At 65.8% G+C, this 24,434-nt stretch carries 25 protein-coding genes; 11 read left to right on the top strand and 14 right to left on the bottom strand.

All coding sequences use genetic code 11. From position 1 onward, the window contains the following. Positions 1-42: 42 nt before the first annotated feature. Together G9V96_RS11310 and G9V96_RS11305 are read left to right on the top strand one after the other, a co-directional pair. Positions 43-1,011: an aldo/keto reductase gene (locus G9V96_RS11310; protein ID WP_168583110.1), complete on the top strand. Its 969-nt coding sequence runs from the start codon at positions 43-45 to the stop codon at positions 1,009-1,011. Positions 1,012-1,091: 80 nt separating this feature from the next. Next, positions 1,092-1,583 (top strand): hypothetical protein, encoded by a 492-nt coding sequence (locus G9V96_RS11305; RefSeq protein WP_226913289.1) that lies wholly within the window; start codon positions 1,092-1,094, stop codon positions 1,581-1,583. 64 nt (positions 1,584-1,647) lie between these two features. On the opposite strand, the gene G9V96_RS11300 is transcribed toward G9V96_RS11305, so the two are convergent. The 3 genes from G9V96_RS11300 to G9V96_RS11290 all read right to left on the bottom strand — a co-directional run bounded on the left by G9V96_RS11300 (position 1,648) and on the right by G9V96_RS11290 (position 4,390). Beyond that, positions 1,648-2,367 (bottom strand): alpha/beta fold hydrolase, encoded by a 720-nt coding sequence (locus G9V96_RS11300; RefSeq protein ID WP_168583109.1) that lies wholly within the window; start codon positions 2,365-2,367, stop codon positions 1,648-1,650. A gap of 151 nt (positions 2,368-2,518) precedes the next feature. Continuing rightward, positions 2,519-3,004: an NAD(P)H-dependent oxidoreductase gene (locus tag G9V96_RS11295; RefSeq protein ID WP_168583108.1), complete on the bottom strand. Its 486-nt coding sequence runs from the start codon at positions 3,002-3,004 to the stop codon at positions 2,519-2,521. A gap of 201 nt (positions 3,005-3,205) precedes the next feature. Next, positions 3,206-4,390 (bottom strand): trans-sulfuration enzyme family protein, encoded by a 1,185-nt coding sequence (locus tag G9V96_RS11290; RefSeq protein ID WP_210424398.1) that lies wholly within the window; start codon positions 4,388-4,390, stop codon positions 3,206-3,208. A 90-nt stretch (positions 4,391-4,480) separates the two neighbouring features. Between G9V96_RS11290 and G9V96_RS11285 the strand changes: the two genes are divergently transcribed. After that, complete coding sequence (locus G9V96_RS11285) at positions 4,481-4,993, top strand: Lrp/AsnC family transcriptional regulator (RefSeq protein ID WP_168583107.1); 513 nt, start codon at positions 4,481-4,483, stop codon at positions 4,991-4,993. Between the two features lie 284 nt (positions 4,994-5,277). Here the strand turns inward: G9V96_RS11285 and G9V96_RS11280 are convergent, their stop codons facing one another. Next, positions 5,278-5,589 carry an AzlD domain-containing protein gene (locus G9V96_RS11280; RefSeq protein ID WP_168583106.1) on the bottom strand — a complete coding sequence of 104 codons (312 nt, stop codon included), beginning with the start codon at positions 5,587-5,589 and terminating at the stop codon, positions 5,278-5,280. Continuing rightward, complete coding sequence (locus G9V96_RS11275; protein ID WP_168584002.1) at positions 5,586-6,266, bottom strand: AzlC family ABC transporter permease; 681 nt, start codon at positions 6,264-6,266, stop codon at positions 5,586-5,588. The genes G9V96_RS11280 and G9V96_RS11275 overlap by 4 nt, the downstream gene beginning before the upstream one ends. A 144-nt stretch (positions 6,267-6,410) precedes the next feature. Here G9V96_RS11275 and G9V96_RS11270 point away from each other — a divergent pair, with 144 nt between their 5' ends. From G9V96_RS11270 to G9V96_RS11255, 4 genes are all read left to right on the top strand, one after another. After that, positions 6,411-7,169, top strand: coding sequence for an amino acid ABC transporter ATP-binding protein (locus G9V96_RS11270; protein WP_168583105.1), 759 nt, complete (start codon positions 6,411-6,413; stop codon positions 7,167-7,169). Positions 7,170-7,222: 53 nt separating this feature from the next. After that, on the top strand, positions 7,223-8,038 hold the full coding sequence (locus G9V96_RS11265; protein ID WP_168583104.1) for a glutamate ABC transporter substrate-binding protein: 816 nt from the start codon (positions 7,223-7,225) through the stop codon (positions 8,036-8,038). A 90-nt stretch (positions 8,039-8,128) separates the two neighbouring features. Next, on the top strand, positions 8,129-8,797 hold the full coding sequence (locus tag G9V96_RS11260) for an amino acid ABC transporter permease (protein WP_168583103.1): 669 nt from the start codon (positions 8,129-8,131) through the stop codon (positions 8,795-8,797). Further along, the gene (locus G9V96_RS11255; protein ID WP_168583102.1) at positions 8,794-9,720 is read left to right on the top strand and encodes an amino acid ABC transporter permease; all 927 of its coding nucleotides are present in this window, start codon (positions 8,794-8,796) and stop codon (positions 9,718-9,720) included. The genes G9V96_RS11260 and G9V96_RS11255 overlap by 4 nt, the downstream gene beginning before the upstream one ends. Positions 9,721-9,975: 255 nt before the next feature. Here the strand turns inward: G9V96_RS11255 and G9V96_RS11250 are convergent, their stop codons facing one another. Continuing rightward, complete coding sequence (locus tag G9V96_RS11250) at positions 9,976-11,502, bottom strand: SulP family inorganic anion transporter (protein ID WP_168584001.1); 1,527 nt, start codon at positions 11,500-11,502, stop codon at positions 9,976-9,978. 326 nt (positions 11,503-11,828) lie between these two features. On the opposite strand from G9V96_RS11250, the gene G9V96_RS11245 reads away from it, so the two are divergent. The 3 genes from G9V96_RS11245 (at position 11,829) to G9V96_RS11235 (ending at position 13,999) form a co-directional block, all read left to right on the top strand. After that, complete coding sequence (locus G9V96_RS11245) at positions 11,829-12,962, top strand: acyltransferase family protein (protein WP_168583101.1); 1,134 nt, start codon at positions 11,829-11,831, stop codon at positions 12,960-12,962. Then, positions 12,959-13,405, top strand: a complete 447-nt coding sequence (locus G9V96_RS11240; RefSeq protein WP_168583100.1) for a MerR family DNA-binding transcriptional regulator — start codon at positions 12,959-12,961, stop codon at positions 13,403-13,405. Before G9V96_RS11245 ends, G9V96_RS11240 begins: the two co-directional genes overlap by 4 nt. Positions 13,406-13,594: 189 nt before the next feature. Next, complete coding sequence (locus G9V96_RS11235; protein ID WP_168583099.1) at positions 13,595-13,999, top strand: secondary thiamine-phosphate synthase enzyme YjbQ; 405 nt, start codon at positions 13,595-13,597, stop codon at positions 13,997-13,999. 1 nt (position 14,000) lies between these two features. On the opposite strand, the gene G9V96_RS11230 is transcribed toward G9V96_RS11235, so the two are convergent. Together G9V96_RS11230 and G9V96_RS11225 are read right to left on the bottom strand one after the other, a co-directional pair. Next, positions 14,001-14,453, bottom strand: a complete 453-nt coding sequence (locus G9V96_RS11230; protein ID WP_168583098.1) for a hypothetical protein — start codon at positions 14,451-14,453, stop codon at positions 14,001-14,003. A 72-nt stretch (positions 14,454-14,525) separates the two neighbouring features. Beyond that, a complete protein-coding gene (locus G9V96_RS11225) occupies positions 14,526-15,818 on the bottom strand; it encodes an NYN domain-containing protein (protein WP_168583097.1) in 1,293 nt (430 codons plus the stop codon). 174 nt (positions 15,819-15,992) lie between these two features. Here G9V96_RS11225 and G9V96_RS11220 point away from each other — a divergent pair, with 174 nt between their 5' ends. Next, positions 15,993-16,352, top strand: coding sequence for a TraR/DksA family transcriptional regulator (locus G9V96_RS11220; RefSeq protein ID WP_168583096.1), 360 nt, complete (start codon positions 15,993-15,995; stop codon positions 16,350-16,352). Between the two features lie 151 nt (positions 16,353-16,503). Here G9V96_RS11220 and G9V96_RS11215 read toward each other — a convergent pair whose 3' ends face one another. From G9V96_RS11215 to G9V96_RS11190, 6 genes are all read right to left on the bottom strand, one after another. Then, positions 16,504-17,439: a PfkB family carbohydrate kinase gene (locus G9V96_RS11215; RefSeq protein ID WP_168583095.1), complete on the bottom strand. Its 936-nt coding sequence runs from the start codon at positions 17,437-17,439 to the stop codon at positions 16,504-16,506. Positions 17,440-17,441: 2 nt separating this feature from the next. Further along, positions 17,442-18,887: a purine-cytosine permease family protein gene (locus G9V96_RS11210; RefSeq protein ID WP_168583094.1), complete on the bottom strand. Its 1,446-nt coding sequence runs from the start codon at positions 18,885-18,887 to the stop codon at positions 17,442-17,444. Further along, complete coding sequence (locus tag G9V96_RS11205; protein WP_226913288.1) at positions 18,884-19,921, bottom strand: ADP-ribosylglycohydrolase family protein; 1,038 nt, start codon at positions 19,919-19,921, stop codon at positions 18,884-18,886. The genes G9V96_RS11210 and G9V96_RS11205 overlap by 4 nt, the downstream gene beginning before the upstream one ends. 12 nt (positions 19,922-19,933) lie before the next feature. After that, positions 19,934-20,677 (bottom strand): GntR family transcriptional regulator, encoded by a 744-nt coding sequence (locus G9V96_RS11200; protein ID WP_168583093.1) that lies wholly within the window; start codon positions 20,675-20,677, stop codon positions 19,934-19,936. 268 nt (positions 20,678-20,945) lie between these two features. After that, positions 20,946-22,226 (bottom strand): phosphopyruvate hydratase, encoded by a 1,281-nt coding sequence (gene eno / locus G9V96_RS11195; protein ID WP_210424397.1) that lies wholly within the window; start codon positions 22,224-22,226, stop codon positions 20,946-20,948. A gap of 340 nt (positions 22,227-22,566) precedes the next feature. Continuing rightward, positions 22,567-23,859, bottom strand: coding sequence for a hypothetical protein (locus G9V96_RS11190; RefSeq protein WP_226913287.1), 1,293 nt, complete (start codon positions 23,857-23,859; stop codon positions 22,567-22,569). Positions 23,860-24,434: the final 575 nt, after the last annotated feature.

The following is a 24,434-nucleotide window of genomic DNA, read 5'->3' as shown; positions in this document are numbered from 1 at the left end:
CTGATGGAAGCTACCGGCAGGCCACCACCCTAGGGTGGGCGCATGGAAACTGTGCGGCTTGGTTCTTCTGGTCTTCGCGTCAGCCGGATCGCGTTGGGGTGTATGAGTTACGGCGACGCCGCGCGCGGCGGGCACCCTTGGGCGCTGGATGAGCAGACCTCGCAGAGCTTCTTCGCCCAGGCGATCGATCTGGGCATCACCTTCTGGGACACCGCAAACATCTATTCGATGGGCAGCTCCGAGGAGTTCGTGGGCCGCGCCATCGCTAAGCACTCCCGGCGCGAGGACATCGTGCTGGCAACCAAGCTCAACGGCCGGATGCACGCCGGCCCCGGTGGTTCCGGCCTGTCGCGCAAGGCTGTATTGGAGCAGGTGGACGCCTCGCTGCGGCGCCTGGACACCGACTACATCGATCTCTATCAGATCCACCGCTTCGATCCGCATACCCCGGTCGAGGAGACGATGGAGGCGCTGCACGACGTCATCAAGGCGGGCAAGGTGCGCTACATCGGCGCCTCTTCCATGTGGGCGTGGCAGTTCGCCACGATGCAGCACGCTGCTGACCTGGGCGGTTGGACGCGCTTCATCTCGATGCAGGATCAGTACAACCTCATCCAGCGCGAAGAAGAACGCGAGATGCACGGTCTGTGCGCCTACCAGGGTGTGGGGGTGCTGCCGTGGAGTCCGCTGGCCCGTGGGCGTCTGGCGCGGCCGTGGGGTCAGAGCACGACGCGCAGCGACACCGACGCGTTCGGTAAGACGCTCTACACCGACTCGGACGCCGCCGTCGTTGAGGCGGTGGAGCAGGTGGCGCGCGAACGCGGCGTGGCGATGGCACAGATCGCGCTGGCGTGGGTGCTCAGCAAAGAGGTGGTGACAGCCCCGATCGTCGGCGCCACCAAACCCCACCACCTGCCCGACGCGGTGGCTGCCCTGGAGATCGACCTGAGCCAGGAGGAGATCCACCGGCTCGAAGAGCCCTACGGCCCGCACCTGCCGACAGGTTTCTGACCTGGCTCTCCCCTGCTTCGTGCTGCGGACTTACCCCACCGCGCAGGAGCAGGGGGCAGCCCTGGACCTAAAGTGCCGACATGAGTTCGCCCCTCCCCGGCCCACGAGTGACCCCCGAACGGGCCGAGCCGGACGCCCCGAGGAGAACCGGGGCGACTGCCGGGCGCACGCATTGGCTGCTGCCGATCGATCCCGGCGCCCATCTGGAGCATCAACCCCCCGATTGGCGGGTCCGCCCGGACGCCGGGCCGATCTGGGCGGCCATCGCCCGCTCCCAACCCGTGCAGCGGTGGTGTCTGAGCACCGGCTACCGAACCATGCAGCGCGGCGACCTCATCTGGGCCTACCTGTCCCGGCGGCAGGAAATCTGCGCGGTCGGGGCGGTACGTCAGGTGTGCTGCGAGGACGGCTCCTGGTACGTGCTCGTCGACTGGGATGCGGAACGAACGAGTCGGCTCTGCGACGCGCCGCTGCCTCGCTCCCGGTTTCACCAGATCCCGATGTCGGTCTGTCGAGCGGGCCAACTAGCAGCAGCGGTCCTCACCGACTATTGGGAATCGGCCGCCGGCTGAGGTCCGCTCGGCGCGGCAGCGGGACCTGGTAGCCGCTGGCGGACGCGGCGGTTACCGCCCCGGGTTACCTCCTGCACGACTCAATGGCCTCACGCATGATCGCCGCCACCTGTTCGACGTGGGTCATCGGCGCCAAATGGCTGGCCCGCTCGATGATGCGCACCCGAGGGTCAGCGCAGACGCGGGCGTAATGGCGGATGTCGATCCCGAGTTGGTCGAATCGTCCCGCCACTAAGAAGACGGGGCAGGTCAGCTCCCGCAGGTGCTCGGGGGTCGCTTCGGCGAGCACGCTGGCCCACGCTTGCGGGGTCACCGCGTACCCGGTGGCGTCCGGGATCGCGTCTTCGTTCATCCCCATTCGACGCATCACACCGTTAGCGACCCCTGCCATCCGCTCGGCACCGACGCGCGGCAGCAACTGCGCGAACCCCGAGTAAAGGGAGGACAGCCGGGGATGGCGCGCGGGGTCGGCGCAGGCGCCGATGAGCACGAGCGCATCCAGGCGGTGCGGGTACCGGCAGGCGTATTCGGCGATGACGTAGCCGCCGAGGCTGTGCCCCGCCAGCACGACCGCGCGGTTCTCATTCTCGGCGGTGTGCTCGCGGACCGCGTCCACCACCACCTGCACGGCAGCCTCGCTCGTGTAGTCCTGGCCTGCGAGCCGACCGTGCCCGGGCAGGTCGACTGCCACGACGTCAGCATCAGGGATCAGCTCGGCGTAACCGTCCCACGCGCGGGAATCGAAACGGGTGCCGTGGACCAGGACGAGCAGTGGGCGCGTCATCCCTCAACGGTAGATCCTCGGTTGCCCGGCGCTGCCACAGCGTTGGCCTGCGCACCCGAATCGACCCCCTCAGCGCCTTCACCGTGCGGGGTTCACCGCGCTTGGCGCCCTCGCGTCCGAGTCGAGGTAGCGCCCGAGCAGCGGCGAGGCGTCACTGGCTGATGAGGGCCGCCAGGGTTGCTCCGAGTTCGTAGGCGCGCTCGTGGTGCTCCGCGCTCACGTCGCCGATGATTTCCAGCGCGGGAGCGCTCTGGATCCACGGCAGGGCACCCACGATGCTCGTCACCGAGCGCACCGCACCGGTGGTGTCGTGGCGACCGTGCACGTACATCCCGAACGGCAGCGCGCCACCGGCGTTGGTTTCTGTGGACCGCTCGGCGTCCGGTGCGCCACCGATATGCATGAACGTGGAGTCGAAGAAGTGCTTGAGCGCACCCGACATGTATCCGAAGTTGGCCGGGGTCCCCAACACCAGGGCGTCTGCGGCCAGAACATCCGCTGCAGTGGTTTCCAGGGCGGGCACGGGGCGCACCTGCACGCCCGTGATGGATTCATCCCGTGCCCCGGCGATGACCGACTCGGTCAATGCCCGCATTGACGGGGTCGGCGAGTGATGCACGATGAGCAGCTGCGCCATGGCCCCAGGCTAACCGCGGCGCCCCGCCGGGTGCAGAGTCCGACGCCTGACGGGCGCCGGGTTCGCAGTGTGGGTCCCCCGCGAGCCGTCGATGCGAAGTGACGGCTCGCCGCACGCACCCCGCGAGCCGTCACTTTTCGGTGACGGCTCGCGGAAGTGGGCCAGTGACGGCTCGCCGGGGTCAACCCGAGAGGGGCTGGCTCAGTCCTTGAACGCCTGCGTGAGGTCGGCGATCAGGTCGGCCGGGTCTTCGAGCCCGACTGAGAGGCGCAGCACGTTGGCGCCCGGCTTTGCCTCAGCGGCAACCGGCCGGTGGGTCAGTGAGGCAGGGTGCTGAATAAGGGTGTCTACCCCGCCCAGCGAAACCGCGTGCACCACGAGCTTGGTGCGCTGCACTGCCCGAGCGGCGGCCTCGAATCCACCAGCCATCTCGATGGCCATCATCGCTCCCGGCCCACTCATCTGAGTGCCGATGAGGCCACGAGAGTCGTTGCCGGGCAGGCCCGGGTAGTGCACTCGTGCCACCGCCGGGTGCTCTGCGAGTGCCTCCGCTACGGCCTGCGCACCGGCTTGCTGAGCGCGCACGCGGATCGGCAGCGTCTGCAACCCGCGGTGCAACTGGTAAGCCGCCAACGGGTGCAGCAACGCACCGGTCACGGCGCGAACCGCGCGCATCCGGACAGCCCACTCCGAGGTCGCCGCGATCACACCGGCGATCACGTCGCCGTGCCCGCCTAGGTACTTGGTGGCCGAGTGCATGACCAACGTCGCGCCCTGGGCGCTGGGGTTCTGCAACACGGGTGTGGCGAAGGTGTTGTCGACCAGTACCGGCACCTGGCCGGCCTGCTTGACGACATCGGCGATGTCGACCAGTTCCAGGGTCGGGTTCGCGGGGGTCTCCACGATGATCAGGCCGGTGTCGGCCTCGATGGCCTCGGCAATCGCATCGGGGCGAGCCCAGGTGACCCGGGTGCCGAGCAGTCCCGAGGCAAGAATGTGGTCGCTGCCGCCGTACAGCGGGCGCACCGCCACGATGTGCGGGGTCCCGGCGTGTACCGCTGCGAGCAGCACTGCCGACAGGCCTGCCATGCCCGAGGCGAACGCGACGGCTTCATCGCACCCTTCGAGCTCTGCGAGTGCGTCCTCGAAGCGGGCGACGTTGGGGTTCCACAGCCGCTGGTAGACCAGGCTGGCACCCTCCGGCGGCCGACCACCGGTGGCCAGCGCCTCATAGGCGGCCCCGCCGGCTTCGAGGTCGGTGACCGGGTAGGTCGTGGACAGATCGATCGGGGGAACGTGCGCGGTAGCCGCGATGTCGGCACGTCCGGCGTGCACGGCATGGGTGTCGAACCGAAGGTCGGCGTGGGAATCGTGCGAAGTCGTCAAAGTTCCTCCTGAAGTCAGAACGTGACGAAAGTATGAAGGCCCTGCCGAGAAGATGGCGCCTGTCGGCAGAACATTCGGCAAGATGGTTTCATGGTCGAAGCTAATGCAGACGAGGGCACTGTGACGCGCCACACACCGCAGGATCCGCGCCCCACCTTGGACGAGGTCGACCGCGTCCTGGCCGAGACGCTGCGCCGCGACGGACGGGCGACGAACGCCACCTTGGCCAAAGCTGCCGGCATCGCCGAATCGACGTGCACCGCGCGGCTCCGCCGACTCCAGACGCTCGGAGTCGTCACCGGCGTGCACGCCGTGGTCGATCACGTGGCCCTCGGGCGTCCGGTAGAGGCGCTGGTATCGGTGCGCTTCTCCGGACAGCGCCGCCGCGACTTCGAACGGTTGCGCGCCGAGCTGCCCATGCTGCCGGGGGTGCTGCAGCTCTTCCACGTCTCAGGGGCGAACGACTACCTGGTGCACGTCGCGGCCCGTTCCACCTCGGAGTTGCGTGACTTCGTCCTGGACCATCTGACGGGTCGCCCCGACGTCGCCCACGCCGAGACCAGCCTCGTCTTCGATCACGTGCGGGGCCAGGCGCCACTGTGAGGCGCCCCGCGCGGACGCAGATGCCCACCGTTGCCGCGCACGGTCAAGCTCCAATGAAGCACTCAGACCGTTGAGGTGAAACACGGGCGCACTGACCGCGCGTCGATCACGACTGCGGGTGTGGACCGAGACGGCGTTCTTCGGCGAGATGGCCTCACGCCGAGCCTGCCGAACTAAGGACATGACGAGGGCGCCGCGACGGGCCGGCACGCAGGCACGGCCCCCAGCCACAAATCCACCATCTGGATGCCGGCCGCCCCCACCACCACCGCACGCACGCTGCGTCAGGCCATGCCCGCCATCCGTGCCAGCGCCGCGGCGAGGGCGCCGACGACGACCACCCCAATGAACGGCATCCGCAGCGTGAGCGCGACGGCCGCGGCCAGCAGCGCGAGGATCCGGGCATCGAGGACGAGCTGTTGTCCCGAGGCGAACGTATTGGCGACGACCAGCGCCGTCAGCAGACCCACCGTCGCGGCCGCTGAGCCGGTGCGGATCGGCGGCGAGTCGAGCACGGTCTCGGGCACGAGGTAGCCGAGCAGCTTGGTGACGTAGGCGACGAGACAGGCGATCCCGATCCCGATCCAGGTGCTCACGCCGTCACCCTTGCAGTGGCGACGTCCCGGCGATGCCGCAGCCAGGAGACGAGCACCGCGATCGCGCCCGCGAGAATGATCGGGATACCCGGCGGGACGAACGGCGTCGCGACGAGCGTGGCCCCAGCGCAGAGCGCAGCTACCTCGAAGGCGCTGCGGCCACGAAGCCGCGGCCAGAGCAGACCGAGGAACGCCGCGACGGCAGCACCGTCGAGCCCCCAGGCCTTCGGATCGCCCAGGGACTCACCCGCCAGGGCCCCGATGAACGTCGCGAGGTTCCAGAAGACGAACACGGCGAGCCCCGCGACCCAGAACCCGCGACGCTGATCGGCCGGTTCGTCCTGACTGACGGCGGTCGCGGTGGATTCGTCGATCGTCAGGTGGGCCATGAGGAGCCGTCCGCTGCCGCGCGGGCGCAACAGCTCGTTGAGCTGAACCCCGTACACGGCGTTTCTTACTCCGAGAAGGGAGGCCGCTGTGATGGCCGAGGGCCAGGTACCACCGCCGGAGATCACCCCGACGAGCGCGAACTGGGATCCGCCGGTGAACATCAGCAGCGACAGGGCGCACGTCTGGGCGATGCTGAGGCCCGCCGCCACGCCGAGTGCGCCGAAACTCAGTCCGTACAGGCCCGTGGCGACGCCGATCGACAGACCCATCCGGGTCGCGGGTGTCATGGACGTCACCGCCGCATCGTAGGGGCCCGGCCGCGCAGGCAGGCCGGTCCGTCCACGCTGCCGCCGCCGGGCGCCGGGCCTGGTGTCGGCATATCGTTGCTGTCATAACAGGCCGTTACTGCGTGCTGCCGGTACGCTCCCCGCATGACCAGTCCTGCTACCGGCCGCCGCCGCCTCGTCGTCCTCGACAAGGTGAACAAGCATTACGGCGCCCTCCACGTCCTTCAGGACATCGACCTCACCATCCACGAGGGCGAGGTCGTCGTCCTCATCGGCCCCTCCGGCTCGGGCAAGTCGACGCTGTGTCGCACGATCAACCGACTGGAGACCTACGAGACGGGGTCCATCTCCATCGACGGCCAGCCCCTGCCCCAGGAGGGCAAGTCGCTCGCGAAGCTGCGCGCCGACGTCGGCATGGTGTTCCAGTCCTTCAACCTCTTCGCCCACAAGACGATCCTTGAGAACGTCACCCTCGGCCCGATCAAAGTCCGGGGGATGTCGAAGTCGGATGCCGACAAGCGTGCCCGCGAGCTCCTCGAGCGCGTCGGCGTCGGCCACCAGGCCGACAAGTACCCGGCTCAGCTCTCCGGCGGCCAGCAGCAGCGTGTGGCCATCGCTCGATCCCTGGCGATGGACCCCAAGGTCATGCTCTTCGACGAGCCGACCTCGGCCCTGGACCCCGAAATGATCAACGAAGTCCTCGACGTCATGACCGAGCTCGCGAAGTCCGGCATGACGATGATCGTCGTCACTCACGAGATGGGCTTCGCCCGCCGGGCCGCCGACCGCGTCGTGTTCATGGCCGACGGTCAAATCGTCGAACAGGCCACGCCCGAGGAGTTCTTCACGAACCCGCAGAGCGAGCGCGCCAAGGATTTCCTCGGCAAGATCCTCACCCACTGATCTGCATCATCGCGCACGACCCTTCATCACAGCCTGACAAGGAAGCCAGACTCATGACCCTTCGCCGTACCGCCGTGGCCCTCAGCGCCGCCGCTCTGCTCATCGCCCCCCTCGCCGCCTGCGGCTCGTCCGACTCGGGCGCCGACTCAGACACGATCAAGGTCGGCATCAAGTACGACCAGCCCGGCATGGGCCTCAAGGAGGGTTCGAAGTACACCGGCATGGACGTCGACGTCGCGAACTACATCGCCAAGGAGCTCGGCAAGACGCCCGAGTTCACCGAGGCGGTCTCCTCCCAGCGCGAGACCTTCCTCAAGACGGGCAAGGTCGACTACATCGTCGGCACCTACTCCATCACCGACGCCCGCAAGAAGGACATCGACTTCGCCGGCCCGTACTTCGTCGCCGGCCAGGACCTTCTCGTCAAGACCGACTCCCCCATCGACGGCCCCGACGCCATGTCCGGCAAGAAGATGTGCTCCGTCAAGGGCTCGACGTCCGCGACGAAGTTCAAGGAGAAGTACCCGGCCGTCCAGATCCAGGAGTACGACACCTACTCCAAGTGCGTCGAGGCCATCATCTCCGGCTCCGTCGACGCCTTGACCACCGACAACACGATCCTGGCCGGCTACGCCGCGCAGCCCCAGTACAAGGGCAAGCTCAAGGTCGTCGGCAAGCCCTTCTCCGAGGAGAAGTACGGCGTCGGCATCAAGAAGGGCGACAAGGAGATGTGCACGAAGGTCACCGCCGCCCTCGAGAAGATGATCTCCAGTGGCGAGTGGAAGAAGATCATCGACGCCAACCTCGGCCCGGCCGGGTTCACGCCCGACGCCGCCGTGAACCCGCCGAAGCCCGAAGCCTGCGCCTGACGCGCAATCGTCGCCACGGCCCCGGATGCCGTCCGCTCACCCGGGCGGACGGCATCCGACGCTTCGGCCTACTGACCCGAAAGGAGCGCCATGGGCGAGCTGTTCAGTGAGTTCCCCGTCTGGAGCGCGTTCTTCATGACGATCAAGGTGTGCCTGCTCGCGGGCGTCATCGCCTTCGCGCTCGGCACGCTCGTCGCGATCTTCCGACTTTCCCCGATGCCGGTGCTGCGCTCCATGGGGGCGCTGTACGTCAACGTCATTCGCAATACCCCCCTCACGCTCCTGGTCGCGTTCTCCCAGATGGGGTTGGCGAGCACCCTCGGCTGGCACCTCAACCGGGCTGACCTGTACAGCGACAACTTCCGCTGGGGTGCGGTCGCGCTCGGCGTCTACACGGCGGCGTTCGTCTGTGAGGCCATCCGTTCGGGCGTCAACTCCGTGCACGTCGGCCAGGCCGAGGCCGCCCGCTCCCTGGGGCTCGGCTTCCGCCAGACCCTCGGCGAGATCATCCTCCCGCAGGCCTTCCGCTCGGCCATCGTGCCTCTGGGTTCAACGCTGATCGCCATGATCAAGAACTCGACCGTCGTCTCGATCATCGGCGTCGCCGAAATCGCCTACCTGCAGGCCGACGCCATGGAGCAGCGGCCCGACCTCATGTACTGGATCCTCGCGGTCGTCGCCCTCGGCTTCGTCATCCTGACGCTGCCTCTCGGCCTGGCCACGACCCACTTCGGCAAGCGCCTGGCGGTGAAGCGATGAGCACCACTCCCGCATCGGTCCTCTTCGACGCCCCCGGGCCGAAAACCCGCCGCAACCAACTGGTCGTCGGCGCCACGCTGACCGTCCTGGCCCTCGCCTTCGGCGCCTGGGTGCTGTGGCAGTTCGTCCAGCAGGACCAGTTCACCGCCGCGAAGTGGACCCCCTTCTTCGAGGGCGAGATCTGGACCGAGTACCTCCTGCCCGGTCTGCTCGGCACCCTGAAGGCCGCAGCCGTGTCCATCGTCCTCGCCGCAGCCTTCGGCCTCGTGTTCGGCGTCGGACGCCTGTCACACCTGGCGCCTGTGCGGTGGCTGTGCGGCGCGATCGTCGAGATCCTACGGTCCGTGCCGGTGCTCGTCATGATGATCGGCTTCTTCAACATCTACCTGTTCAACGGGCTGTTCTCCGGCAAGGAGGGCTTCGCGGCAGTCGTCACCGCCCTGACCCTGTACAACGGATCCGTCGTCGCCGAGCTCGTGCGCGCCGGCGTGGAGAACCTGCCCAAGGGCCAGCGCGAGGCGGGGCTGTCGATCGGGCTCACCCCCTCGCAGACGACCCGCTCGATCCTGCTGCCGCAGGCCCTGACGGCCATGCTGCCCGCGATCATGAGCCAGATCGTCGTGGTCCTGAAGGACACGGCGCTCGGGTACGTCATCACCTACGAGGAGTTGCTCAACAAGGCGAACCAGATCGGTTCCTACAAGGGCAACCTCATCCCCGCGTTCGTCGTGGTGGCGCTGCTGTTCATCGCTATCAACTACCTGATGACGACGCTCGCGACTGCGCTGGAGGGCCGTCTGCGTCGTAGCGGCCGCTCGGCCAGCCTGGCTGTGGCGCCGGTTGAGGCTGACCTCGGAGTCGTTACGGCCCAGGACGAGGCCGACGCGCGCAACGCGGCCGGCGGCCAGGGCGGTCTGCACTGACGCTCTGCCCCGGTTGGCCGAAGGGCCCGGTTCGACGTGATGTCGAGCCGGGCCCTTCGCTTGCCTGACGACGCAGAACCGGGAGCATCCGCCGGTATTGGTTCAGTCCCACAGGCGCCGCGGTGTCATTGACGCGGGCGCGCTCGTCGCCGAATCTGACGACGCCTGCGTGGGTGCTCACCTGAGGGCCAACCGCCTTGTTGAGGGACGGAGCCAAGCGTTGCCCCCGAAAGCGAGCGATCTGGCCGGCTAGGACTAGGCCTCTCCGCCGAGTTGACCGCTGAGGCGGGCGTGCCGTTCCTGGGAGGACTTGTTCAAGCCGATGATCTCCACGCTTTTGCCCTTGGCTGCGTACTTGGTCTGGATGGCATCCAGCGAGGCGACGGTCGAGGCATCCCAGATGTGGGAGTCGGTGAGGTCGATGATGACCCGCCTGGGGTCGGAGACATAGTCGAACTGGTAGACGAGGTCGTTGCTGCTGGCGAAGAACAGTTCGCCAGCCACCCGGTAGGTGACCGTGTCGATCAGACCATCCTGGTTCGTATCGGCTTCGAGGATCTTCTCCACGCTGGCGAAGTGCGCCACCCGACGCGCGAAGACGACGAAGGCGACGTTGACACCGGCGATGACGCCGTAAGCAAGGTTATGGGTGGCCACCGTGATGACGACGGTGACCAGCATGACGATCGTCTCGCTGTAGGGCATCCGGCGCAGGGTGGCCGGGTGGATGCTGTGCCAGTCCAGGGTTCCGATCGAGACCATGATCATGATGGCCACCAACGCCGCCATCGGGATCCGCCCGACGAGGTCACCGAGCCCGACGACGAAGATCAGCAGGAACAGCCCCGCCAGGAAGGTGGAGATCCGCGTCCGCGCACCGGAGGCCTTGACGTTGATCATGGTCTGGCCGATCATCGCGCAACCGCCCATGCCGCCGAAGAAACCAGCCGCGATGTTGGCGATGCCGAGGCCGCGCGCTTCACGGGTCTTGTTCGAGTGGCTGTCGGTGACGTCATCGACCAGTTTGGCGGTCATGAGCGATTCGAGCAGCCCGACCAGCGCCATCGCCAGCGCATACGGGCCGATGATCTGCAGCGTCTCCAGCGTGAACGGCACATTCGGAATGAACAGCGCAGGCAGCGAATCCGGTAGCTCTCCCTGATCGCCGACGGTCGGGATCTTCCAACCGAAGGCAACAGCCGCGGTGGTGATCAGGACGATGGCCACCAACGGCGCGGGCACCAGGGTGCTCACCCGAGGCAACAGGAAAAGGATGGCCAGTCCCGCAGCGACCAGGGCGTAGACCAACCACGGCACGCCTCGCAGGTGCGGCAGTTGCGCCACGAAGATCAGGATGGCCAGCGCGTTGACGAAGCCGACCATCACCATGCGCGGAACGAAGCGCATCAGCCGGGCTACGCCGAACACCGCCAAGACGATCTGCAGCAGTCCGGCCAGGATGACGGTGGCGATGAAGTAGTCGAAGCCGTATTCGTGGGCGACCGGGGCGATGACCAGGGCCACGGCGCCGGTGGCCGCGGTGATCATGGCAGGGCGACCACCGACGAAGGCCATCGTGACAGCCATGACGAAGGAGGCGAAGAGACCCACCTGCGGGTCGACGCCTGCGATGACCGAGAAGCTGATGGCCTCTGGGATGAGGGCCAGCGCCACCACCAGCCCCGCCAAGACCTCCGTCTGCAACCGGCGAGGGTCGCGCAATGCGGCGCGCACTGAGATCGTCGGGGCATCAGGGGTGTATGCCGATGAGGTTTCGGCCATGGCCGCAGGTCGGGACACGCGTTACGTCCGTTCAGGTACGGGCGCACCGGCAGGGCCACACGACGCGCCACAAGAGTGGGAAGGTCGGTCCCGGCGCGACAGCGCACTCATGAACCTCTAATCTCACGTTACGTGAGAGTAGGCGTTGGGCGAAATCGCGCTCACTTACGGTCGCGCACTGCAGTCAGCACCCTGAGACCTCGACCAAAATCTGAGTCGAACGTCCGTCATCTCTTTGCAGGAGACCCAAAGCTCACGTAGCGTGAGGTTGCGTCACGGCGGTTACCGACACCGCCCCTGACCGATCATCAATCTCTGGGGGGCGCGTGAGCGCAGACACGGCACAGCCGAGGACGGTCCACGGATCGGCGCACGAAAGTACACCTGCAACCGGCAATTCACTGGCCCAACTTTTCGACCCACGGGCGAACAGCCTCAACAACCTCCGGCTCATCCTCGCCACCCTGGTGGCGGTCGTGCATGCGTCCGCGATTTCCCTGGGCACCCAACCGGTACTCGGGCGCACCGAGGTCGGTTCGATGGCAGTGGATGCGTTCTTCGTCCTGTCCGGGTTCCTGGTGGCCCGCTCCTATGACCGGATCGGCTCATTCATCCGGTACGCCTGGCACCGCTTCTTGCGCATCATGCCGCTGTTCTGGATCGTCTTGATCGTGACGGCTTTCGTCGTCGCCCCCGCCATCGCGGCGCTGGAAGGTCAGTCTCCGCTGTCGGTGTTCCAGGGCGAGAACGCCTCCTGGCATTACGTCGTGGAGAACTCGCTGCTGTACATCGCGCCGCAGAACTTCGGGGTGGCCGGCCTCCCGAACGGCACCGCCACACCACATGTGGTCAACGGCGCCTTGTGGACCCTCTTCTACGAGGTCGTCTGCTACGTCATGGTCGCCTGCCTGGGTGTGGTGGGGTTACTGCGCCGCAACCGTTGGCTGGTCATCGCCCTCGCAGGCCTCTTCGGGGCGGCCACGATCACCCAGGAGTTCACCGACATCGACCTGCCGGCCGGCTTGTTCCTGCGCTTCTTCTGGGTCTTCCTGCTCGGCACGCTGGCTTACCTGTATCAAGATCGGCTGCCGATCACCTGGCCCTGGGCCCTGGTGGCGCTCGGCGTGGTCGCGGCATCCCTGGCTTTCCTGCATGACTACCGCTCCTTGGGCGGCCCCGCCTTCGCCTACTTGTGCATGTGGGCGGTCGTACGAACGCCGTGGCTGCGCCGCAATCTGCGCTGGGACCTGTCCTACGGGATGTATGTGTTCCACTGGCCCATCGAGACGATGCTTGTGGTCTCCGGGGTATCCGCAGCTTTGGGCCTGATCGGATACACGATCCTGGCAGTGCTGCTGGCAGCCAGCCTGGCTGCGGTGTCCTGGAACGTCATCGAGTCACCGGCACTGAGCAAGAAGAATATTCCGTTGCCTTTTGATCGCACCCCCGGCCGGCGATGAGCCGCAGCGGCGGAGTCTCTGCTGGCGCTCTGCCCGAGTTGCGACCATCGGAGACGGCCACCCAAATCCAGATCGGCGAGGTCGCCGCCCGAACCGGGTTGAGCCTGCGCACGATCCGCTATTACGAAGACGTCGGCCTGCTCACTCCGGCAGCCCGCACCAAAGGCGGCTTCCGCCTGTACAGCGAGGCCGACATGGCCCGGTTGCAACTGCTGCAACAGATGAAGCCGTTGGAGTGGCGCCTGGAGGAGATGGGCGACCTGCTCGGCGTACTGACGTCACTGGCCGCCAACCCTTCCAGCCATGAGCGCGCGGCGCTCCTCGAGCGGTTGGTTCATTACCGCGAAGCCATCGACCGCCGGATCGATCAGATGGTTGACCACCTTGAGCAGGTGACCGCGTTCCGAGACCGCCTTGAGGCTGACGGGAACGGGCCGGGGTGACCCGGAGCACGCGGCAGGCAGCGGCGGGCAGCTGAGAAGTGGTGGACCACGAAAGACTGAGCGCCGATCTCGCACCTGCTCATGCGGAGGGCTCCACGTCCTCGGGTGAAAGCCCCCATGTTCCTCCCCGGTCAGCAGAACGGGCCCGCTGCCGCTGGCAGGAACTGGCCCACCGGGCAGGATGGGCACATGCGTAGCGAAGAATTGAGTATCCGCACCGGCGGCCAAGAAGTCGTCGTCGACATCACCGGGCAGTGCGAAGCGTTTGTACGCGGCGCGGGCGATGGCCTGCTGCACGTTTTCGTTCCGCACGCCACAGCCGGGCTGGCGATCATCGAGACCGGCGCCGGAAGTGACGACGACCTGCTGGCGGCGCTACGTGACCTGCTTCCGGCCGATGAACGCTGGCAGCACTCCCACGGCAGCCGCGGTCACGGTCGCTCGCACGTGATGCCCGCGCTCATCCCCCCGTACGCCACCGTCCCGGTTCTCGACGGGCGGTTGACCCTGGGTACCTGGCAGAGCATCTGCCTGGTTGACCTGAACGTCGACAACGCGACGCGAACCGTGCGGTTGTCGTTCCTGGCTGGCTGAGTTACCGCGCTGCCCGCAGCACGGCTTCGGTGCGCAACGACAGCGGCAGGAACGCGAGTTCGGCGGCGGCGAGCAGCAGCGGCGGCGTGGCGCCCCACAGAGTGACGGCCACAACGACGAGGCAGATCGACACGAGCACGAACACGGCGCACTCCACAAGCGGAACCACCCCGCGACCACCCACCTCGGGTAGCCGCCCGGCGCGAAGCGTCGCCCGGAACATCCGCGCACACAACCACACTCCCCCGATCCCGAGCACCAGGTTGAACACGAGGGCGGCCCGCATCGCCGACGTAAGCTGCGCGGCGCGGGCATCGAAGACGAGACCGACAGCGGCGACGATAACCGCCAGCGCATGACCGAGCCCCAACAGGCCCCACGTCGTCGCGACCGCGTGCCCGCTGGGGCCCGGCCAGTCACGGGCGTTGGTGTCGCTGTAGTTCGGGCTAGGCACGTGCGCGATTCTGCCCCCTGATCGGCCGTGCTGTCAGCGGGTAGAGCCGCCGCATACGCTCGCGCTGCATGCTCAGATCGGGCGGACCCTACCGATGTGATGCCAGAAACGCTCACGCACCTTGTGCCGTGCCTCGTCGTCGAGGTCGTCACCGCCTTCGTGACTCGACAGGTCCAGCAGCAGCGCCCTGTCCAGATCGGAGGGAATGATCGGGGCCGAGCGCCGCAATTCCGACAGGGAGTCGGGGGTGGCCGAGGTGCACCACGAGACGACCACCTGACGTGCGACGGAGTCGATGACGCTAGGGGTGAGCCCATCTCCGGGCTCAGGCTGCGCTGGCGGAAGGGCGGCGCCTGGCAACGCGACCCCGACCGCGCGTCGGCTGGCGAACAGCGCGGGGCTCGGCACCCCGGGTGTTTTCGGTTCGGCGGCCTCGCGTGTGGCTTTCGTCTTCTCGCCAGCGGGGCTGGCCTGCTCGCTCGCCACTGCTCTCTCAGCCGGACCGGCGGCCGCTGGGACCGCCTTGACGGGTGTCGGTCCTGGGGTGGGCGTCGCTGAGTCGGGCAGGCTCGGCCCGGGCGTCGGCGAGCCAGGCGGGCCGGGCCGTGGCCGCGGCGGGCCGGGTACCGCAACACCTGCAACTCGGGTCACGCGGCGGCGCACCCGAGGTGCGGATGCCGCGGGTCCCCCCTGCGACTGGCCGCCGTCAGCTGGGCCGGAGGTTTCTTCTGCTTGCTGCCCTGGACCGGCTGCGGGCTCCGGCTGCCCGTCCTCGGGCTCGCCGTCCGCAGCGGGGATGAGCGCTTCGGGGATCGCGGTGGGCCGCACGGCAGCATCAATCGCCGCCGGGTCGATGATCAAGGTGCGGTCCACTTCACGCAGCAGGTGTTTGGAGACGGCCAGCGGTTTACCGTCGTGGCGCGGCACGGCCAACAGGATGACCTGCACGCCGTGCGCCTGCGCCTCCTCGACTGCCTCGGTCAGGTCGTCATCACCGGAGACGAGATAGACGACGTCAGCCACCCGCTGCCGGGCCTGGATCGCCAAGTCCAACCCGATACGGACATCGACGCCCTTTTGCTCACCCGTGTACGACAACCGACCCAAGCGCAGCTTCACCCGGGGCAGCAGACCGATCTCGTCTTGCGACAGGTCAGGCATCCCCCCAGGTCGGCCGCCCGCGTCGTACCAGATGACCCGCAGCAGAGGCAGACCGCTGTCGGCTTCGGCCTGCGCTTCCAACGCCCGAATGAGGGCCGCATAATCCGTTTGCACCCCGCGCCGCAGTGAGCTACCCGTCACCCGCGTCGCTGCCGCTGCGAGCAGGTAACCGACATCGACGTAGATCGTGCAGCAAGACCTCATGCCCCCACTGTGTCAAAGACCGACCGCAGGCACAGCCTGCGCCCGCCCATCTGGACACGCAGCACGCCGGGCATCGCCCTCACCGCGCGCCCCTGGTGGAGCCGCCGACCGAACCACGAACCTGCGCCGCGTCGCTTAACGGTCACGGCGATTCCGCTTCTGTAAGCTGCCGCGATGGGGGCTACCGCCGATGACCTGCTCGTCCACCTGCGAGAGGCGCGCCAGCAGGCTCGCGCCCGCGTCGAGGAGTTCCACGCCACACAGCAGGCGCTGACGCGCTCACGGGGCGACTCCGACTCCGACGACGAGCACGACCCCGAAGGTTCGACGATCGCGTGGGATCAGGCGCTGCTGGCCGCTTCACGCGACGCGGCCAGGCGACACCTTCGCGACATCGAGTCGGCGCTATCCCGGGTCGAGGACGGCTGGGACGGCACCTGCACCGGATGTGGACAGCCGATCCCCGCCGAGCGCCTGCAGGTGCGCCCCCACACCGATCAGTGCGTTTCCTGCGCCTCCACCCGCCAGCGCTGAGCCTGCGCACCTCCACGCGCCGCAATGGGTGCCGCGCAGGCCGCGACGGTGCGCCCCTCCAGGTCAGTGGCGAAAGGCCGAGACATGCCGCGGTAACCGCGCGCTGCGATGTGGAAGCTCTTCGATTCTGCGGGATTGTGCGTTGTGCTGATTACGTCTGTGCTGCAAGCAGGCGATCGGTTTCTTCAGCGGTGGGCGCTGACGTGGGGCCGGTACGTGTCACGGCGATGGATGCCGCAGCATTGGCGCGTAGAACGGCTTCCTCCAAAGACAGGCCGCGGGCCAGCCCGGACAAAAGGACGCCGGCATGGGCATCCCCGGCCCCATTGGTGTCCACCGCGTCTACCGGGAAAGTGGGGACGTGGGTGAGCGTTGTCGCCTCGTCTCGGGTGCGCGCAATGATGGTTGCGTGTGCACCGGCCCGTACAACGGCGGCGGCTCCGGGGCGCACCCGACGGGCTAACTCGCGCGCGCCGTCCTCCAGACTTTCCACGCCCGTGAGGATACGGGCCTCACGGGCATTGCAGGACAGGATGTCGGCCCTGTCGAAGAGCGGACGGTAGAGCCCACACGGGAGTTCACTGACAAGTGGCGAGGGGTCGACCAGAACAATGTTGTCCTCGGGGATGTCGCCCAGCCATCGCGCCAGCCCTTCCGCATTGGACTTGGTGGCGAGGCTGTAGCCACTGACGAAGACGAGGTCCCCAGCAGTGAGCGGGATCGCAGCAAGGTGCTCGTAGCCGAATTGCCCTTCGGCACCGAGATGCGTGATGAAAGTCCGCTCGCCGTCGCCCTGCACCAGCGCTACGCAATATCCGGAGTCCAGGTCAGGCACGGGTGGCAGAAGCGAATCGAGGCGGTTCGCTCCAAGCGCGGCCTGAATGATCGAGGCAAAGGTTCCCGTCCCAGTCAGACCGGCGTAGAGCACATCCAGTCCGTCTCGACGAGCAGCCACCATGGTGTTGAGAGCGCCTCCGGCCACAAGTTCCGAGGAGGAAGCGACGGTGTCGCCCCCCGGGTCAGGGAGCCGGTCAATAGTCATGACAACGTCAACGATCACGCTGCCGGTATGGATCAGTCGCGGCATGGTCAGTCGTCCTTCCCGGCCGCACATCGGGCGCCGCCAGCCAGGAAGTACAGGGCGGATGAGACCAGAAGAGTGACGAGCCATGGGAGCCCGTTGACGGTGATCCAGGAGTCAGCCAGGCCGGGGAAACGGAAGATGAAACCCGCAGCGATGCCGATCAACCAGGCGCACATGGCACGCCATTCGATGCCCCCGGTGTACCAGTAACGGCTACGCGGACTGAGGTCGAGCAGGGAGTCACTGTCGTAGGTGGTGCGCTTGAGCATATCGACCAGGAAGACTCCCACCCATGCCGTCAGCGGAATAGCAAGGAGCGTGATGAATCCAATGAAGGCGTCATAGAAGTTATCAAACAGATAGAGGAAGACCATCGAGCCGATGAGGCTGACGACAAGTTCGATGGCTACGGCTACGATTCTGCGGGTCTTGATGCCCAGGGTAAGGAGCGTCAGTCCGGAGGAATACACGGAAATGTTGTTCGACAACAGAAGGCCCGCGAAGGCGGCGATCAGGAAGGGCACCGACATCCACGGCGGCAGCAACTCCGGGATGGAAGACAGGGGATTATCGGTGTCGAACTGAGGGTTGGAGATAGCGATGAGAGAACCCGCGCCGACCATGATGACCAATGGGATTCCCGCACCTGCGGCACTGGCGAACACCAATTTTCCGGGGGAGGCTGCGGGTGATTGGTACCGTCCCAAATCTGCCCCGGAGTTGGCCCAAGCAAGCCCCGTCCCTGCCGCAACCGTCCCGATGCCGATGAGAACCGCACTGGCGGGGCCTGCTTCGGCGTTGGCGACAGCACTCCAATCAACCCGGGTGATGATGAAACCGAGGACGATGATCGTCAAGGCGCCGAAGATGTACGTGGCCCATTGCTGAAAGAGGGCCAGTAAGTGGTGGCCAATCCCAGACACAATCAGCGTGAGCGCCAGGAACACCAGTACCGCCGACACCGTCAGCCACACCGCGTTGCGAGGGGTCAGCGCGGTACCCGTGAGAACAGTACCGATGGAGAGAATCGCGAAGACTGCGGTGACGGCATTAACGGTTTCCCAACCCCAGCGAGAAAGGATCGCGACAATAGTGGGGCCGAAGTTTCCCAGTGAGCCGAAGGTGGCCCGAGACAGCGTCAGGCTCGGCGCTCCACCACGCTGACCGGCGATAGAGATCAAGCCGACAATGGCGAAAGATCCGACCGCCCCGACAGTTCCGGCCAGCAATGCCTGCCAGAAGTTCAGGACACCGGCGACGACCCATGCGCCAAGCGGCAGGCCAAGAATAGAGATGTTTCCTGCCAACCATATCCAGAAGAGTTCCGCAGGCCTGCTCGTCTGCTCCGAAAGAGGCAGCGGTTCGATGCCTCGGTCCTCGACTTGCAGCAGACTACGGAGTCCAGTGGCTTGCTCTGGAAGGGGTGCGGCGCCTGGTTCACTCACGGTCATGCCCTTCGGCTGGTTGCGGTTGATAGACGGAGCTGGAGGAGTTTGTCGACCACGTCTTCGAGGTGGATGTCGTTAACAGACTGGATGGTGGCCACAGCATTCTCGGGGAACGCTTCAATCCCGTTCGTGGCCCCGCAGATGGCGCCAACGATGGCGGCGACCGTGTCGGTGTCTCCGCCGACGCCTGCTGCCAGGCAGACAGCTTCCCAGGGGTCACCAATGCTCGCGCAGATGGCGAGTGCCGCAACCACGGACTCCTGGGATGCCACTGTCGTGCCGATGACGTCGTAGATGGCTCGCGCGGGATCTGGCACCGAGGGAAGCCAATCGACGGCTAAGCGTGCCCGCGCGGCGATGGACGGTCCCGGAACTTGGTGGCCACGCAGCGCGCCGATCTCGGCTGCTTCAATGCCTAGCTCAACTGCCGCGCTACGGCTCGCCCCGCTGACCCCAGCGCTGACAGCAGCTGCGACAGCTGCCGCTGAGGAGATACCCAAGGAGGTGTTGTGGGTGACCCCGCACGCCTCGACAACCCTGTCGACCAGTTCATCCAAGGCCTCCGGAGGGTTGGCGACACCCACGGGCGCGATGCGCATGGCTGCCCCGTTGGTGGTGCCGTTCTTTCCGGATTCTTCGGCGGATGCTCCGGCTCTGATGCTCGCGATGGCTGCCCGGGTGGAGGGACCCAGAAGGTCCAGCGACCCCCGCTCGCGCATTGAGTCCTCCCACTCTGCCAGCGCCCGGGCGAAGGGCAGGGCCGCGATGCTCCCGGTCTGCGCCAACATGGTGGCCACCAGGATCATCTGTTCGGTGTCATCCGTGACCGTGCCTGCAGGCTGACATGCGGCGATGATCTGGTGGGGGCCCGCGGGCAGGAAAGCGGCGATCCGGCCGTAGTCGTCCCGTATCTGTTCCTGGGTGAGGTCCTGCGTCGGCATGCCGAGGGCATCGCCGATCGCCAAACCGTAGAGCGCACCCAACGCCCTTCGCCGCATTGCCGATGGGTCGGTTGTTGCTGCCGCGTTTTGGGTCACTGTTGCTCCTGCTCAGAACTGGATGTGAAGGCGGAAGTGGTCGGGATCGAGAATGCTGGTGACGTGCTCGACGAGGCCGCCTGCCGCGTCTTTTGTAGTCCGGATGGCATGCAGGTAGGCGCGGCCGCTGGGCTGCTCAAAAATGGCGGCCGTCGCATCATCGAGGTGGACCAGCTGTACCCACTGTTCCCCCGAGACTGGCCGCAGACCTGCTCGATGCATGGTTTTGGTCAGCGACTCCTCGGCGAGCCCTTCGGCTGGAACAGGCTCAAGGGCGTCGATTGCGGGTATCCGGCTGCGTTCGAGAGACACGGCACTGCCATCGGGTAGACGTCTGAGGCGGTCGACCGCCAGGAAGCGAGCAGTGCTGGTGCCCAGGTGCACGGCCAGTTCCGGGTCGGAGATGAACCCCAGAAACATCAGATGTGTGCTCAGGCTGGCGCCGCCTGACAGGAGGGCGTGCGTCCAGCCTTGCGATGTGTCGAGGGGGTGACCGTCGAAGGTGACGAATGATCCGCGGCCGGTCTGTGTCGCGATGAGGTTGCGCTTGGCCAGCTCTGCTAGAGCCCGCCTGATGGTCCCGCGGCTGGTATTGAACTGCGCTGCAAGCGCATGTTCACTCAAAAGACGCCCGCCCCGCTCAACCTCGCCCTCGCGGATCGACTTCTCGATTGCCTGAACGACTTCAAGGTGCTTGAGGCGCCGACCAGCCACGAGAACGGGTCTGGAAGCTGCGTTGGCGCCCCCATCGGTCATATCCAGACAGTACGGACCTGTACAGCACCTGTCTAGTGCAAAGACCTCACCTTGACCATCGGGTGCTCACTTAGGCGCATGGGGGTATTCATCGGCCCCGAACGCGCGAAAGGGCCACGACTGGCTGTTTGCCAGTCATGGCCCTTTCGCGGGACGCGTCCGAGAACGTGCTGAGATCAAGCTGTGCTTGCTCTGGCCGGGTGGTGAATGCGGACGTGTCCGCGGTGTGGCCAAGACCAGCCAGGCTCGAGGATCAGCCTGTCGTGGCTCAGCTGCGCCCGAACGGCAGATCAGGAGAGGAAGCAGCGATCTCCATCAGGCGGTTGTACTTCGCGACGCGCTCGCCGCGAGCCGGCGCGCCAGTCTTGAGCTGCCCGCACCCGCTGGCAACCGCCAGGTCCGCGATGAACGTGTCAGGCGTTTCACCGGAGCGGTGGGAGACCATCTGGGTGTAGCCGGCGCGGTGGCAGATGGCCATGGCCTCCAGCGTCTCGGTGACGGTCCCGATCTGGTTGAGCTTGATGAGGGAGGAGTTGGCGATTCCGTCGGCGATGGCGGCGCTGATGATGGCCGGGTTCGTGCAGAAGTTGTCGTCGCCCATGAGCTGGAGACGCTCGCCAAGACGAGCGGTGAGGCGCTGCCAGCCGTCGTGGTCGTCCTCGCCGAGACCGTCTTCGATGCTCCAGATGGGATAGGCCTCCACCATGGCGGCATAGCGCTCGATCATGTCGTCGCTGGACAAGGACTGTCCGTTGACCCGGTAGGTGCCGTCGCTCTGGCGGAACTCGGATGCGGCGGGGTCGAGCGCGATCGCGACGCCATCGGTACCCGGGGTGTAACCGGCGTCCGTGATGGCCGCGACGATCATCGTCAGGACCTCTTCCGGTTCGGCCAGGTTGGGGGCGAAGCCACCCTCGTCACCGAGCCCTGTGGAGTGGCCGTCTGCAGCCAGCCGCTTCTTCAGTGCCGCGTAGACCTCCGCGCCTGCGCGGACAGCCTCGGCCATCGATGGGGCGCCAAGAGGACAGACCATGAACTCTTGGAAGTCGAGCGGGTTGGGGGCGTGGGCGCCGCCGTTGAGGACGTTGAAACACGGAACGGGGAGCCGCGGTGACTGTCCGAAACCGGGCAACCAGGCGTACAGCGGCTTACCCTCGGCTGCGGCGAGAGCGCGGGCCAGCGCCATCGACACCCCGACGATCGCGTTCGCGCCCAGCCGGGCCTTGTTCTCAGTTCCGTCCAGTTCCTTCATGGCTGCGTCGACCTCGGCCAGTGAGGTGAAGTCGCGCCCTATGAGGTGTTCGGCGATCTCACCCTTGACGTTGTTCACCGCGCCCAGGACGCCCTGCCCGGAATACCGGGCCTGGTCGCCATCACGCAGCTCCACCGCTTCGCGCGTCCCCGTCGATGCACCCGAAGGTACGCCGGCAATGGCCGCGACTCCGCCCTTCAGTTCGAGCGCGACCTGCAGGGTCGGGCGGGATCGAGAATCGAGGATTTCGAGGGCGGACAGGTGGGCGATGGTGAATGACATGAGGTCCTTTCGCATGCGGTAGATACCTTGACGCTACTCGCATGGATCCATCCGGTGACGGCGGGTGGCAAGCAGCCTCAGGCGCCCGTGCTGCAAGTGCAGCGCTCCCGGCTGCGGAGCGCCGAACCGTCCGCTGTCCTGCCTGCTGGACCGGCCCTTGCGCGCCCGAAGCGGTCCGCCAACAGGCAGGGAAGTTGGCGAAGCCGTGCACACTAGAGGGCTCCGGCACCCGAGCATGTCGCCCAGGGAATGCGGAAGCTGACTTCACAGCGGCATTCCTAGGACACCTTAGGGCCGCAGTCGATCAACTCCCAGACAGTTACTTACCCCGCTCTTCAAATCATCCGCACACGGCTCATTTCGACTGAGACAACAGCCAGGACCAGGCCGAGGGACTATTGTACACAGCGTCCCAGCTATTATGGGGGCTCTCATTTTTCCAGCCATTGTTCGGGACGCCGCCGACACTGAACTCAGTATATTTTACCTTCGAGGCATTCACGCGCTTTAGTTCTTGAACATTGGACACCGTACCCTCAAGAGGCGCCGTCGGATCCCCTTTAGAGTGGAAGAACCAGATGGGAACCCTAGATAAAGACCTGTAATCCGCTCGTGACGCCAGTCCCGTCACCAGCTGTCGCGCACCTAGCTCACGGCCTGAAATCACTAGGGCACCCGCAATTAGATTCGGCGCCTTTGCAGAAATATCCAGCGCACCTTCCGCCCCGCGAGACAATCCGTGTATATAGATTCGCCGAGTGTCGATTTCGGGATATTCTCTGACTGTTCTCTTTATCAGATCGATAACCTGCTTTTGGCGATGACTGGACTGCCAATGAATGCCGCGAATATGGCGCTTGGCCTGCAGTGATTCGCTCGGATCGAATACTGATTCATACTGAGGCGCCAACACGAAGGCATCCTCGAAGTCCAGCACGCCAACGGCACCCCTGGAAGATAGCAGCTGGGAAATGTTATCGTCGCCATACTGCCCAGATCCGTGCAGGAAGACCACCAAGGGGGCATTCTTTTTCTTTGACACGCGCAGCTGATAGCGAAGCGGCTGAGATTTCGGTAGTTTATCGTCATACTTTCCTGGGGAGAACTCCGATAAGGCGGGATCAAAGATTCTCTGAGAGTCCAGTGCGATCTCCGTAGTAAACGGTGGCACGTCATCGCCCTCTGCGGTCGTTAGATGACCCACCTGCGTAACTGTATAGGTGACCCCCTCGAGGGGTACGGGGCTCTTCTTTGGCTGCCGTATGGATGTTTTCTTTATGCTTCCGGGGACACCCTCTGCAACCTCGATCTTGTCCTCATTTGAGGTCACCGACCCCCAGACACTTGAGGCACTGTCGCGCACATCAAGCTTAATTACCACATAACGTCCCGCACTCGGGGACCCAACCTGGGCACCGAAGGATGAGTATGCTTCCACAATGTTCCGAGTGACTACGGGGTCCGCGCCGGGAAAGCCTTTTACCTTTACCTCAAAGGCAGATCTGAGGTCCTCTATGCCGAGAAGCTCATGAGGGTACTTAAGAAGAACATGGGTCACCCGCTGGCCTTGCGGGGTGACTTCGGCCACTAGAGACCCGGGGCGACTCACAGGTATCGCCACTTGTTCGACATATGGGCGAAACGCCATAGGGCCGCTATTCGCGCCGCCCGTAGGGTGGCCACCTGGGAGGGCATTCGTCAAATGGGAAGACGAGAACAACATGAGGCCGATGCAGGCGGCCGATAAAATGGCGTTTCGTCCTGCGCGACGGACGGGCCTCGCAGTCACCTGGCCTAGGCTATTATTTTGCCGGAACAAAGAGCGCTTCACGTTTTGTACCTTTCGTACCGTTGAGCTCTAGCCCCTCGCAGCCGTGAGGTGCCGAACTCCGATAAACCAGGAGGGGCGTTCCTGGCCAGGAGCAATTCGGGCGTCACCATTGGCTGGCCGTTTTGATCCTGACGGAAGGAACTGGCATTTTCACTCGAGCCAAGCACTGGCGCAAGGAGCTCTCGACAACGCACTAGGGCTCGTATACGTTAATTCTCAGCTCACGGCCTGATCGTAGCTCATTCCGGCGCTCGCGGAGGGTGACATGAGCACTGCACTACTCATCTATGCATCTCTTCATAACGCCGGGGAAAGTCCTATACGTCCCGCAGCGCGATCGAGCACAGGTATGCCTTGGAGCGGGTGCCCTCGGCACTAAGAGCAGCGTGAAC

The sequence above is a fragment of the Gephyromycinifex aptenodytis genome, assembly GCF_012277275.1.
GTDB classification, from domain to species: domain Bacteria; phylum Actinomycetota; class Actinomycetes; order Actinomycetales; family Dermatophilaceae; genus Gephyromycinifex; species Gephyromycinifex aptenodytis.
The sequence above is the reverse complement of the archived record's forward strand: the minus strand, read 5'-3'. Positions and strand labels throughout refer to the sequence as shown.

Bases quoted from the DNA above. Each gene is read 5' to 3' on its own strand.
- G9V96_RS11310 (WP_168583110.1), top strand. From the start codon at position 43: ATGGAAACTGTGCGGCTTGGTTCTTCTGGTCTTCGCGTCAGCCGGATC.
- G9V96_RS11305 (WP_226913289.1), top strand. From the start codon at position 1,092: ATGAGTTCGCCCCTCCCCGGCCCACGAGTGACCCCCGAACGGGCCGAG.
- G9V96_RS11300 (WP_168583109.1), bottom strand. From the start codon at position 2,367: ATGACGCGCCCACTGCTCGTCCTGGTCCACGGCACCCGTTTCGATTCC.
- G9V96_RS11295 (WP_168583108.1), bottom strand. From the start codon at position 3,004: ATGGCGCAGCTGCTCATCGTGCATCACTCGCCGACCCCGTCAATGCGG.
- G9V96_RS11285 (WP_168583107.1), top strand. From the start codon at position 4,481: ATGGTCGAAGCTAATGCAGACGAGGGCACTGTGACGCGCCACACACCG.
- G9V96_RS11275 (WP_168584002.1), bottom strand. From the start codon at position 6,266: ATGACACCCGCGACCCGGATGGGTCTGTCGATCGGCGTCGCCACGGGC.
- G9V96_RS11270 (WP_168583105.1), top strand. From the start codon at position 6,411: ATGACCAGTCCTGCTACCGGCCGCCGCCGCCTCGTCGTCCTCGACAAG.
- G9V96_RS11265 (WP_168583104.1), top strand. From the start codon at position 7,223: ATGACCCTTCGCCGTACCGCCGTGGCCCTCAGCGCCGCCGCTCTGCTC.
- G9V96_RS11260 (WP_168583103.1), top strand. From the start codon at position 8,129: ATGGGCGAGCTGTTCAGTGAGTTCCCCGTCTGGAGCGCGTTCTTCATG.
- G9V96_RS11255 (WP_168583102.1), top strand. From the start codon at position 8,794: ATGAGCACCACTCCCGCATCGGTCCTCTTCGACGCCCCCGGGCCGAAA.
- G9V96_RS11250 (WP_168584001.1), bottom strand. From the start codon at position 11,502: ATGGCCGAAACCTCATCGGCATACACCCCTGATGCCCCGACGATCTCA.
- G9V96_RS11240 (WP_168583100.1), top strand. From the start codon at position 12,959: ATGAGCCGCAGCGGCGGAGTCTCTGCTGGCGCTCTGCCCGAGTTGCGA.
- G9V96_RS11235 (WP_168583099.1), top strand. From the start codon at position 13,595: ATGCGTAGCGAAGAATTGAGTATCCGCACCGGCGGCCAAGAAGTCGTC.
- G9V96_RS11225 (WP_168583097.1), bottom strand. From the start codon at position 15,818: ATGAGGTCTTGCTGCACGATCTACGTCGATGTCGGTTACCTGCTCGCA.
- G9V96_RS11220 (WP_168583096.1), top strand. From the start codon at position 15,993: ATGGGGGCTACCGCCGATGACCTGCTCGTCCACCTGCGAGAGGCGCGC.
- G9V96_RS11215 (WP_168583095.1), bottom strand. From the start codon at position 17,439: ATGCCGCGACTGATCCATACCGGCAGCGTGATCGTTGACGTTGTCATG.
- G9V96_RS11210 (WP_168583094.1), bottom strand. From the start codon at position 18,887: ATGACCGTGAGTGAACCAGGCGCCGCACCCCTTCCAGAGCAAGCCACT.
- G9V96_RS11200 (WP_168583093.1), bottom strand. From the start codon at position 20,677: ATGACCGATGGGGGCGCCAACGCAGCTTCCAGACCCGTTCTCGTGGCT.
- eno (WP_210424397.1), bottom strand. From the start codon at position 22,226: ATGCGAAAGGACCTCATGTCATTCACCATCGCCCACCTGTCCGCCCTC.
- G9V96_RS11190 (WP_226913287.1), bottom strand. From the start codon at position 23,859: ATGGCGTTTCGCCCATATGTCGAACAAGTGGCGATACCTGTGAGTCGC.